Origin of the sequence: Extensimonas vulgaris, assembly GCF_003337425.1 — a bacterium.
GTDB classification, from domain to species: Bacteria; Pseudomonadota; Gammaproteobacteria; order Burkholderiales; family Burkholderiaceae_C; genus Extensimonas; species Extensimonas vulgaris.
In genome coordinates this window covers 62,064-72,541 of sequence record NZ_QPJU01000002.1, presented here as the reverse complement: position 1 = coordinate 72,541, position 10,478 = coordinate 62,064, and the positions used below count along the sequence as shown (strand labels likewise).

The following is a 10,478-nucleotide window of genomic DNA, read 5'->3' as shown; positions in this document are numbered from 1 at the left end:
CATGGCCAAGCGATCGAGCTATCTCGCCAACATCTACCGGCTGGGCATCAAAGAGTTCTGGAGCCTGATCCGCGACCCCATCATGCTGGTGTTGATCGCCTACGCCTTCAGCTTCCAGGTGTATGTCGCGGCCACCGGCATCCCCGACCGCATCAGCCGGATACCGGTCGCCGTCGTCGATGAGGACGACTCGGCGCTGTCGGGGCGCATCGTCTCGGCGCTGCAACCGCCGGAATTCCTGCCGCCGCAGCGCGTCACGCTGAACGAGGTCGATGCCGGCCTCGACGACGGTCTCTTCACCTTCTCGATCGACATCCCGCCGAACTTCCAGCGCGACGTGCTCGCGGGGCGCTCTCCGGCCGTGCAGCTCAACGTCGACGCCACGCGCATGGGGCAGGCGTTCACGGGCAGCGCATATGCACAGCAGGTCATCCTGGGCGAAGTCAATGAATTCGTGCAGCGCTACCGCAGCGTGCCGCAGCTGCCCGTCGATCTCGCGCTGCGCATGCGCTTCAACCCGGCCCTGACGCAATCCTGGTTCGGCGCGCTCATGGAAATCATCAACAACGTCACCATGCTGTCCATCGTGCTCGCGGGCGCAGCGCTGATCCGCGAGCGCGAACATGGCACCGTCGAGCACCTCTTGGTCATGCCCGTGACACCCTCGGAGATCATGCTGGGCAAGATATGGTCCATGGGCGTGGTGGTGTTGCTTGCAACGGCGTTCTCGCTGCACTTCATCGTGCAGGGGGCGCTGCAGGTGCCGATCGAAGGTTCGGTGACGCTGTTTCTGGCAATTGCCGCGCTGCACCTGTTCGTCACCACCTCGATGGGCATTTTCATGGGCACGATCGCGCGCAGCATGCCGCAGTTCGGCCTCTTGATGATGCTGGTGCTTCTGCCCATGCAGATGCTCTCGGGCGGCTCCACGCCGCGCGAGAGCATGCCCAAGCTCGCGCAGGACATCATGGAATTCGCACCCACCACGCACTTCGTCGCGGCGTCGCAGGCCATCCTCTACCGTGGTGGGGGCTTTTCCGTGGTCTGGCCGCAGATCGTGGCGCTGTGCCTCATCGGTGCGGCGTTCTTCATCGGCTCGCTCGCGTACTTCCGCAAGAGCATCACGCGCATGGCCTGAGAGGCTGAGCACACCGTTTTCCCACTCCCTTCGCACCCCCATGCCAGAAACCGCCTTGCCCGCACCTGCCCGCCCCGCCGACGCCAGCGCCTCGGACTTGCGCGTGGTGCGCAACCGCACCTTCGATGAGATCGCGATCGGCGACACCGCCAGCCTAGAGCGCACGCTCACGGCCGAGGACATCCAGCTGTTCGCGATCCTCTCGGGCGACGTGAATCCGCAGCACCTCGATCCGGAGTTTGCCGCCTCCACGCGCTTTCATGGCGTGATCGCGCACGGCATGCTCGGCGGCGCGCTGATTTCGGCCGTGCTCGGCACGCGCTTGCCCGGCCCCGGCACGATCTACCTGGCGCAGACACTCAAATTCCTCGCGCCCGTGCGCGTGGGCGACCGCCTGCGCGTGAGCGTGCGCGTGATTGCGCGCGACGAGGCCAAAAAACGCCTGCAGCTCGACTGCAGCTGCGTGAACCAGGACGGCGTGACCACGATCACCGGCGTGGCCGAGGTGCTCGCGCCCACCGAGCGCATAGAGCGCCCGCGCAGCACGCTGCCCGAAGTGCGCCTGACCATGGGCGAAGCAGGCCTCACGCGCCTGCTCGACCATGCGCGCCCGCTCGGGCCGCTGCGTGTGGCCGTGGTGCACCCATGCGACGAAATCAGCCTGCAAGGTGCGCTCGATGCGCACGCGGCCGGGCTGATCGAGCCCGTGCTCGTGGCGCCGCGCGCGCGCCTGCAAGCCGTGGCGCAGTCCGCCGGGCTGGATATTTCCGGCTTCGCCATCGAAGACGTGCCGCACAGCCACGCCGCCGCCGCGCGTGCCGTGCAGCTCGCCGCGCAAAGCAAGGTGCAGGCGCTCATGAAAGGCAGCCTGCACACCGACGAGCTCATGGGCGCGGTGGTCGCGCACGATTCGGGGCTGCGCACCAAGCGCCGCATCAGCCACTGCTACCTGATGCAGTCGCCCGCCTACCCGCGCCCCTTCATCGTCACCGACGCGGCCGTCAACATCGCGCCCACGCTCGAAGAAAAAGCCGACATCGTGCGCAACGCGATCGAGCTCGCGCAAGCGATCGGCGTCGCGCAGCCGCGCGTGGCGATCCTCGCCGCGGTCGAGACCGTGAACCCCGACATGCCCGCGACGCTCGACGCCGCCGCGCTGTGCAAGATGGCCGACCGCGGCCAGATCAGCGGCGGCATCCTCGATGGGCCGCTGGCGTTCGACAACGCCGTGTCGATCGCCGCCGCGCGCATCAAGGGCATCCAGTCCGCCGTTGCGGGCCAGGCCGACATTCTGGTGGTGCCCGACCTCGAGAGCGGCAACATGCTCGCCAAGCAGCTCGAATACCTTGGTGGCGCCGCGAGCGCGGGCATCGTGCTCGGTGCGCGCGTGCCCATCGTGCTCACGAGCCGCGCCGACACGCGCGAGACGCGCATCGCCTCGTGCGCCCTCGCGCTGCTGCTGGCCCAGCATTACCAGGTGTCGCCCCCATGAGCGCCGCAAAGAACGACCTCATCCTGGTGCTCAACTGCGGCTCGTCGAGCATCAAATTCGCGCTCTACGATGCCGCCGTGCAGCCGCTGCCACGCCGGCCTGCATGGGGTGGCAAGGTCGATGGCATCACCGGAGTGCACCCGCAGTGGAGCGAAAGCGGCCAGGCGCCGCAGCCTTTGGCGCTGGACGCCAAAGCGCCGTACCACGCGGCGCTCGAACACATCCGCGCGCGCGTGCGCGCTTTCGTGGCGCAGCACTGTGCAGGCCGCGGCATCGCAGCCATCGCGCACCGCGTGGTGCACGGTGGCAGCAAATACTTTGCGCCCGTGCGCATGGACGCAGCCGTGCTCGCCGACCTACGCAGCTACATCCCGCTCGCGCCGCTGCACCAGCCGTTCGCGCTCGAGGCGATCGCGGTGCTGCTCGAGTCGCGCCCCGAACTGCCGCAGGTCGCGGTGTTCGACACGGCCTTCCACCACACGCTGCCCGAGGTCGAAAAATTGCTGCCCCTGCCCTATTCGGCCTGGGAGCGCGGCGTGCGCCGCTATGGTTTTCATGGCCTGTCGTATGAATACATGGCGCTCGCGCTCGCCGAGCGCTACGGCGCGGCCGCGCGCGGGCGCACCATCGTCGCGCACCTGGGCAGCGGCGCGAGCCTGTGCGCGATGCAGGACTTGCGCAGCGTGGCCACGACCATGGGCTTTTCGGCGCTCGACGGGCTCATGATGGGCACGCGCTGCGGCGCGCTCGACCCCGGCGCGCTGCTGTACCTGATGGAAATCGAAAAGCGCACGCTGGAAGAAGTCGGCCACATGCTCTACCACGAGTGCGGCCTGCTGGGCCTCTCGGGCGTGTCGGCCGACCCGCGCGAGCTGCTGCCGCTCGAAGCCGGCAACGCGCGTGTGCAGGCGGCGCTCGCGCTGTACGTGCGGCGCATCGTGCGCGAGATCGGCGCGCTCTGCGCCGTGCTCGGTGGCCTGGACATGCTGGTGTTCACCGCAGGCATAGGCGAGCACAACGACACCCTGCGTGCGCGCGTGTGCGATGGGCTCGCCTTTTTGGGCGTGGCCATAGACGCCGAGGCCAACGCGCGCCACGCGCCGTGCATCTCGAGCGCCGCCAGCCGCGTGCGCGTGGCCGTCGAGCCCACCAACGAGGAGTGGATCGCGGCCTGGCACGCGGCGCGCCTTTTGCAAGGCGCACGCGCGGCTCAGACGCTGTAGATATCGAGCACGGTGTCGATCAGGTCATTGAGCACAATGACCTTCTTCTTGCGGATCAGCCAGCTGCCCTCGTGCGGCGTGAGCAAATACTCGTAGTGACCGTAAAAAAGCTGCGTCGCATCGTTGCGAAACAGGTGCGTGAGGAAGTTCGCCTTCACGCTGCAGCTGCCGTCGGCCTGCAGCACGGGCCGCACGTTGCTCACCGTGTGGCAGGTGCGCGGCAGCGGCGTCGAGGCGGCCGAGCGTCCGGTGCGCAGGCGGAACACGCGGTCTTCGAGGCCCGCGCGGCTGGGGTAATACATCAGCGAAACTTCGCTCTGCGGATTGCTCACGAGCTCGTATTCCGAATCCCACGACGGAATCCAGTATTCGGCCTGGGCGTCGAACAAGGCGAGCCAGTCGTCCCAGCGGCGCTCATCGACGCACTCGGCTTCGCGGTACAAAAAGGCGCTGACGCTTTGTTGCAGGTCTGTGGCGTTCATGGTGTTTTTGCTCTCCAGGGTGTTCTTGTTGGTGCTCATTCGGCCTGCATCAACTCGAGCCAGCGCTGGTGCTGGGCCACGAAAATACCCTCATCCGAGACGCGCGCGCCGCTGCTGCCCGGGTGTATGCCCAGCGCTGCGGCGTCGGCGTCGGCGCCCACGACTTCGTGCGCGGCGCCGCGCGTCATGTCGCTCCAGCGCATCACGTCGTAGTTCTTGCAGCCGATCTGCGAGGCGTTGAACTCGGTCAGGTCGTCGGGCGTGGCCATGCCCGAGGCGTTGAAGAAGTCCTCGTACTGGCGGATGCGCTTGGCGCGCTCGGCGGGTGCCTCGCCCACGGGGCCGAAGCAGTAAATCGTGACCTCGGTCTTGTCCACGGAGATCGGGCGAAACACGCGGATCTGCGTGCCCATCTGGTCCATGAGAAACATGTTGGGATAGACGAGCAGGTTGCGCGAGCGGTACACGGCCCACTTGGCTTTTTCCGGGCCCAGGCGCGCCTCGATGTCTTCGCGCGCGGCGTAGACGGGCCTGTCCTGCGGGTTGGTGATTTCGGTCCAGATCACCGTGTGGCCGTTTTTCAGGTCGTAGTAGCCGCCGCGGTTGCGCGTGAAGTCACCCACCGCGAGCACTTTCATGCCCTTGCTTTCGGCGTTGATGCGGGCGCGGTTTTTGATCATCTGCACGTAATTGGCATGTACCGTATCCACGTGGTAGCCATCGACACCGTTTTCGACCTGCAGCTTCCAGTTGCCGTTGTAGGTGTAAACCGAGCGGCCCTTGAGCACTTCTATCCCTTGCGGCGATTGGTCGACCACCAGGTCGATGAAGGTTTTGCTCTCGGCCAGGTGGTCTTCGAGCGGCTCGGCGTCGGGGTTGAGCGTGGCGAACAGAAAGCCGCGGTAGCTTTGCAGGCGCACCTTGACGAGGCCGCGCTTGGCTTTGTCGAAGTCGCTCGGGTAGCCGGCGCCTTCCTCGTTCATCACCGACAGCAGGTCGCCCTTGGCGTTGAAGGCCCAGCCGTGGAACGAGCACACGAAGTTGTTCGCACTACCCCTGGAGGTGCGCGCCAGCGTGGCACCGCGGTGCGAGCAGATGTTCACGAAGGCGTTGAGCTCGCCGTTCTTGTCGCGGTTCACGACGATGGGCGTGCGCCCTATCCAGGTGGTCAGGTAGTCCTTGGGCTTGGGCAGCTGGCTTTCGTGGGCTACATAGACCCAGATTTTTTGCCAGATTTTTTTGTGTTCGAGCTCGAACAGTTCTTCATCGACGAAGATGCGCCGATCGACCGCGCGCAGCGCGTCGCGCTCGTGGTGTATGCATTCGTCGAGTAGGGTTTGGGGGGCGGCGTCCATGGCATGTCTCCTTTGGTGGCAGGTGAGTGGGTGAAAATCAACCGGCGGTTTTCGGGTGGTCGAAGCCAACGACTTTGGCGTAATACTCCCAAAAGCCGATGATCGAGGACTCGGTGACCAAATGGTCTGCGTCGCGCGCCTCGGCTCCGCCCATGGCGATGAAGGAGGTCTTGTCCTGATCGCGCACCACGGCGCGCTGGACGATCTCGACGGCCTCCCCGTCTTCCATGGAGATCAACCCTGCCGGGCCGATCAGGTTGCTTTGCTTGAGGCGGATGCGGGTCATTTCCGCGTCGTCGTCGGCGTAGCCGAATTCGGTCCAGACGAGCTCGAAGGCGTCGGGCGCATAGGGCACGATCTGGCGCACGGCCAGGGTGTTGGCGATCTGCTGCACCACCAGGTTCGGGAACACCGACAGGATCACCAGCGTGATGCCGTCGTCGAACTCTGGCCGCCCGGCCAGCAGCGACGGATCCTGCAGACGAAACTGCGCATTGAAGGTGCGCATGTCCTTGTACACCTCCTGGTCGCGCTGCGCGTCGTTGCTGCCCGAGCGCGCATGCAGCATCGAATGCCTGTGCTGCGCGTCGAGCTTCACGCCGCCCTGCTGCGAGGAGCGGTAGGTACCGAAGGTGGTGTGGAACAGGTGCAGCAGGCTTGCGTGGTAGGGGTCGCGGATGTTTTCGGCGTAGAGCTTCCAGTTGCCGTGCACGTACTGGCGCAAGTCGCCGAGCGGGCGCACGGGCTTGCGGAAGATCCGCGCGATCGACTCGATCACCATGGGGCCGAGGTATTCGGCCAGCGGCGGCGTCTCGGGCGAGAAGGTCGCAAAGACGAGCCCGTGCAGCAGCTCGACGCGCAGGCGCTGCAGATCGTGCTGGCGCATGTCGAAATCGGCCGGCATGCCGCCCTGCCCCCGGATGCCGCGCCGAAACGGCAGGCCTACCAGGGCACCGTCGAGCGAGAAGCACCACTGGTGGTACACGCATTCGAGCGTCTGCCGGTTGCCGCGCAGGTCGCGCGCGAGCAGGGCGCCGCGGTGTGCGCAGCGGTTGACCACGGTGTGCACCTGGCCGTCGGCGGCGCGCGTGACGATCACCGGGGTGTCGCCGACGAAGGTGGTCTTGTAGTCACCGGCGTTGGGGATTTCGGCTTCGAGCGCCACGAAAGACCAATGTGCGCCGCGAAAGATTTGTTCCTGCTCGCGCGCATAAAACGCCGGATCAGTGAAGACCGCATAAGGCACGCGGCAGCCGCTGTCCTGGGGCTTGGCTGCCGTCGCGGCAGAGTGGGGGGTTGAAGTTGGCATCTTCGTGGTTCCTTGGTCTGCTCAGAGCGGCCGCACCATCAGGCTGTCGATGCGGTAGGTGTCGAAGATCACGCGCTTTTCCTTGAAGCGCAGCCCGCCATCGGTGGCGACGATGCGATCCTGGTACTTGCCCGCACTGTAGATGGCGGTTTCGCCCTGCACGCGCGTCTGGAACACCACGAAATTGCACTGCGCCTGCACTTCGGCGTCGCTGCGCTGGGTGATGCGCAGATTGCTGAGCACATGCCGGTGGTAGTGCAAGGCGTAGATGTTGGCCTGGCGCAGAGACACCACCCGGTCGATCAGCATGCCCTTGCTGTCGCAGAACATCGCCGCCAGCGGCAGGCCGCGGTCGCTGTTTTCGCGCGGCACGACCTCGTAGCGCGCGTCGTCCACGAACAGCTCGGGCCATTGCTCGAGCCGGTCGTCGTCGATCACCTCGACGTATTCGGCCAGCAGTTGCTGCACGCGAAAATGCAGGCTTTCATCGCTCAACTCATTCAATCGCATATCTTCTCCATGGCAAAAAATGGCCGACGCGCTCACACAAGCGCCGGAAAGCCGCGCCCCGCGGCGAGCGAGGCGGCGGTGAGGATGGCGTTGAGCAACATCGAGTGGTCGGCCACGCCGCGGCCCACGATGTCGTAGGCCGTGCCGTGCGCCACCGTCACGTGCGGGTAGGGCGGGCCCACGACCACCGCCACGTTGCCCGCGAAGGCCGCAGTCTTGATCGCGATGTGGCCCTGGTCGTGGTACATCGCGAGCACGATGTCGTAGCGCCCCTCGATGCAGTGGCGAAACACGGTGTCGGGGCTGATCGGGCCGCTCACGTCCAGGCCCGCGGCCTGCGCGCGCACGATGCCGGGCAGCATGCGCTCTTCTTCGGGGCCCTTGGCGTGCGGGTTGAAGCCCGCCACCGCGATGCGCGGGTGCGCGAGGCCCCAGCGGCGCAGCACCTCGTGCAGCGTGTGCACGGCGGACTCGATGAGCTCGGCCGTGATGAGCCCGGACACGTCGCGCAGCAGCACGTGGTCGGTGAGGTGCGCCACGCGCAGCGGCCCCGAGACCAGCAGCAGGTAGCTTTCGCCCGGCTTGGCCTGCACCACGCGGTCGAGTACGCCCGCCATGTCCATGGCCACCGAACTGATGGGCGCCATGACGGTGGCCTGCAGCCGGCCCGCGCGCGCAAAGGCGTCGGCCTCGTCGAGCCAGACTGCCGAGGCGCGCCCGCAGGCTTCGTTGTCGCGCCCGGGCGTGACCAGCGCCGGGTCGAGCGCGCCCGAGTCGAGCACTTCGAGCGCGTCGGCGCCGCCGCGCACTTCTTCGGGCGCAGCGACGGTGCGCACGGGCACGCGCAAGCCGAGCTGCGCCGCAGTCTGCTGCAGCACCGCGGCGCTGCCGATGGCGACGGGTTGGCACACCGCCTGCAGCCGGCCGCTTGCCCAGGATTTGAGCAGCACCTCGGGGCCCACGCCGCAAGGGTCGCCGATCATGACGCCTACGCGCGGTAGCTCAGCGGCTTGGTTGGCAGAAATCACGGCAATCTCCAAAAGTCGGTACAGCAAAAGAACAAAAACGCATGCTTCAGCGGCGTGGCGTTTGCTATTGAATTCATTGCAAAAAATAGGTGGTCAATTTGGCATCTTGCGCTTTAATGGAAAGCGCGAGAAGCTCTTTTTTTGATTGCAAAAATTACCCGTTTTTAGGCTCCTCTGCAGGCGTGCGTCCAAGCCAGCGCAAGGCGTTGCCCAGGCGCAGCGCCTGCTGCGCGGCGGCGTCCAGCGGCAGCGCCGCGATGCGGCCCACCGGGTCTTTGTCCATGATCGCGAACGGGTAGTCGCTGCCCAGCATGAGCTGGCCCAGGCCAAAACTCTCGATCAAAAATGCGATGCCGGCCGCGTCATACACCAGGTCGTCGTAAAACATGCTGCGCGCCGCCGTGCGCGGCGCCACGGGCATGGCCTGCTGCAGCGGCGCGAACTGCTCCCAGGCGTGCTGCAGGCGCGGCAGCAGTTGCGCGAGCGTGCCGCCGCCGTGGCTGAAGGCGATGCGCAGGCGCGGATGGCGCGCGAGCGTGCCGCCGGTCAATAGCGATGCCGCCGCCAGACCCACCTCGCCCGGAAAGGCAAGCGCCTGCTCCAAGATGGGCGGGCCGACCAGCCTGTCCATGCCCGCAGGGCGCAGCGCGTGCACGAAGATGGCTGCACCCCAGCGCTCGGCCGCCGCAAAAAACGGCTCGAAGCGCGCGTCGCCAATGCTCACGCCGTCGATGTTGCTGCCGATCTCCACGCCTGCAAGGCCGCACTGGTGCACGGCATGGTCGAGCTCGTCGATCGCGCGCTCCACGTCCTGCAAGGGCACGGCGCCCAGGCCGACGAAGCGCGCCGGCGCCTGCTGCACCATGGCCGCGATGCGCTCGTTCAAAAAGCGCGTGAGTACCTGCGCGTCAGCGCCCTCCAGCCAGTACGACAGCAGCTCGGGCATGGGCGACAGCACCTGCTGGCCGACCTGCATGGCGTCCATGTCGGCCAGGCGCACCTGGCAGTCCCAGCACTGGTGCGACACGGTGCGATAGACCTTGCCGTCCAGCATCACGTGCTTGTGGCAGGGCTGGGCATCGGCCATGCTGGGCCAGCGCACGCCCAGGCGCCGCCCCAGGTAGGGCGGGAATTCGGCCGGAACGACGTGCGTGTGCACGTCCATGCTTGCAAAAGTGCTCATACGGCGGGGGGCCTGCGGGCAGGCTGGGGTTCGGGCGGGGTTGCGGAGGGCTCCGACGGGCCGCAGGGCTGCGCGGCGCGCGAGGTGGGCTGACGGTGTGCGAGGTAGCTGCCGAGAATCTCCACCCACAGGCGCAGCAGGCGCTGCACCTGCGCGGGGTCTGGCGCCCACAAGTGGCGCACACCCAGGCCGCGCACCAGGCTCACGGTGAGCAGCAGCAGGTCTTCGCTGAGCTCGGGGCTCAGGCCCAGCTCCTCGATCACCGCGAGCCACTGCCGCTCGACCGGACGGCGGTAGTTGTGCACCACGGCCACGGCGGTGTCCTTCAGGGCCGGGTCCTTGCCGCCGGCGAGCAGCATGTCCAGCCCCACGGCAAAGCAGTCGCTGAAGTAAAACGCCTGCGTGTCCTTGAGCAGCGCCTCGGCCGGGTTGCCCGAATGCCGCGCGCTCTCGGCCAGGCGCAGGCCGTCGGCGAGCGCGATGCCAAACACGTGCTCCATGGCAGCGGCGACGAGTTCGAGCTTGCTCGGGAAGTGGTGCACCAGCGCCCCGCGCGACACCCCGGCGCGCTGCGCGACTTCGGGCGTCGTGAGCCCGGCAAAGCCGCGCTCCTTGAGCACCGCGAAGGCCGCGTCGAGGATGCGCCCGCGCGTCTCGTCGCTGCGCATCGCCTGCGTGCGGCGCGGCTTTTGGGCTGTGCCCCGTGGCTTGCGGGGTGCCGCTGCGGGGATTTCGGGCGTTTGCTTGGCGGGCATGGT

10 protein-coding genes are annotated in these 10,478 nt (G+C 66.9%); 3 read left to right on the top strand and 7 right to left on the bottom strand.

Annotated features, from left to right (window positions below):
• Position 1 precedes the first annotated feature (1 nt).
• From DFR45_RS03295 to DFR45_RS03285, 3 genes are read left to right on the top strand one after another with little or no spacing between them, the layout of a single operon-like run.
• Positions 2-1,138: an ABC-2 transporter permease gene (locus DFR45_RS03295; protein WP_114482276.1), complete on the top strand. Its 1,137-nt coding sequence runs from the start codon at positions 2-4 to the stop codon at positions 1,136-1,138.
• A gap of 40 nt (positions 1,139-1,178) precedes the next feature.
• A complete protein-coding gene (locus DFR45_RS03290) occupies positions 1,179-2,630 on the top strand; it encodes a bifunctional enoyl-CoA hydratase/phosphate acetyltransferase (protein WP_114482275.1) in 1,452 nt (483 codons plus the stop codon).
• Positions 2,627-3,853 (top strand): acetate/propionate family kinase, encoded by a 1,227-nt coding sequence (locus tag DFR45_RS03285; RefSeq protein WP_114482274.1) that lies wholly within the window; start codon positions 2,627-2,629, stop codon positions 3,851-3,853. The genes DFR45_RS03290 and DFR45_RS03285 overlap by 4 nt, the downstream gene beginning before the upstream one ends.
• Here DFR45_RS03285 and DFR45_RS03280 read toward each other — a convergent pair.
• From DFR45_RS03280 to DFR45_RS03250, 7 genes are all read right to left on the bottom strand, one after another.
• Positions 3,841-4,374 (bottom strand): aromatic-ring-hydroxylating dioxygenase subunit beta, encoded by a 534-nt coding sequence (locus DFR45_RS03280; RefSeq protein WP_241659304.1) that lies wholly within the window; start codon positions 4,372-4,374, stop codon positions 3,841-3,843. The two genes, DFR45_RS03285 and DFR45_RS03280, sit on opposite strands and share 13 nt — an antisense overlap.
• A complete protein-coding gene (locus tag DFR45_RS03275; RefSeq protein ID WP_114482273.1) occupies positions 4,371-5,690 on the bottom strand; it encodes an aromatic ring-hydroxylating oxygenase subunit alpha in 1,320 nt (439 codons plus the stop codon). Before DFR45_RS03275 ends, DFR45_RS03280 begins: the two co-directional genes overlap by 4 nt.
• 37 nt (positions 5,691-5,727) lie before the next feature.
• Entirely contained in the window at positions 5,728-6,999 is a 1,272-nt protein-coding gene (locus DFR45_RS03270; RefSeq protein WP_114482272.1) for an aromatic ring-hydroxylating dioxygenase subunit alpha, read from the bottom strand.
• A gap of 21 nt (positions 7,000-7,020) precedes the next feature.
• Entirely contained in the window at positions 7,021-7,509 is a 489-nt protein-coding gene (locus DFR45_RS03265; protein WP_114482271.1) for an aromatic-ring-hydroxylating dioxygenase subunit beta, read from the bottom strand.
• Positions 7,510-7,541: 32 nt separating this feature from the next.
• Positions 7,542-8,537 carry a PdxA family dehydrogenase gene (locus tag DFR45_RS03260; RefSeq protein WP_199755282.1) on the bottom strand — a complete coding sequence of 332 codons (996 nt, stop codon included), beginning with the start codon at positions 8,535-8,537 and terminating at the stop codon, positions 7,542-7,544.
• 154 nt (positions 8,538-8,691) lie between these two features.
• Positions 8,692-9,720 carry an amidohydrolase family protein gene (locus tag DFR45_RS03255; RefSeq protein WP_114482270.1) on the bottom strand — a complete coding sequence of 343 codons (1,029 nt, stop codon included), beginning with the start codon at positions 9,718-9,720 and terminating at the stop codon, positions 8,692-8,694.
• On the bottom strand, positions 9,717-10,475 hold the full coding sequence (locus tag DFR45_RS03250; protein WP_114482269.1) for a TetR/AcrR family transcriptional regulator: 759 nt from the start codon (positions 10,473-10,475) through the stop codon (positions 9,717-9,719). Before DFR45_RS03250 ends, DFR45_RS03255 begins: the two co-directional genes overlap by 4 nt.
• Between the last annotated feature and the right edge of the window lie 3 nt (positions 10,476-10,478).